At 52.1% G+C, this 288-nt stretch carries 1 protein-coding gene; it reads right to left on the reverse strand.

The genetic code is table 11. The features are described from left to right. Positions 1-74 precede the first annotated feature (74 nt). Entirely contained in the window at positions 75-209 is a 135-nt protein-coding gene (gene rpmH / locus PZH32_RS13875; protein WP_275208851.1) for a 50S ribosomal protein L34, read from the reverse strand. Between the last annotated feature and the right edge of the window lie 79 nt (positions 210-288).

Raw genomic sequence — 288 nt, forward strand, 5'->3', positions numbered from 1 at the left:
GTTTTGTATCGTCTTCCCTTAGCGAAGAGTTCGGAGCTCTCAATACTGGACTTGATAGTTTCCAATCGAGTTCCCTAGACGGTCAGGCGCTTGCGCCCCTTAGCACGACGAGAAGCGAGAACAGCGCGGCCGCCCTTGGTAGCCATACGGGCACGGAAGCCGTGGCACTTGGCGCGGTTGCGTTTATTGGGTTGGTTGGTGCGTTTCATTGTTTCTTTCCCTTTCGTGGTTCAAAGAGTAGCTTTCAAATTATATACCACAAAGAACCCGTGTCAACGGGGCTTCATG

Origin of the sequence: Adlercreutzia equolifaciens, assembly GCF_029076695.1 — a bacterium.
Classification (GTDB): Bacteria; Actinomycetota; Coriobacteriia; order Coriobacteriales; family Eggerthellaceae; genus Adlercreutzia; species Adlercreutzia equolifaciens_A.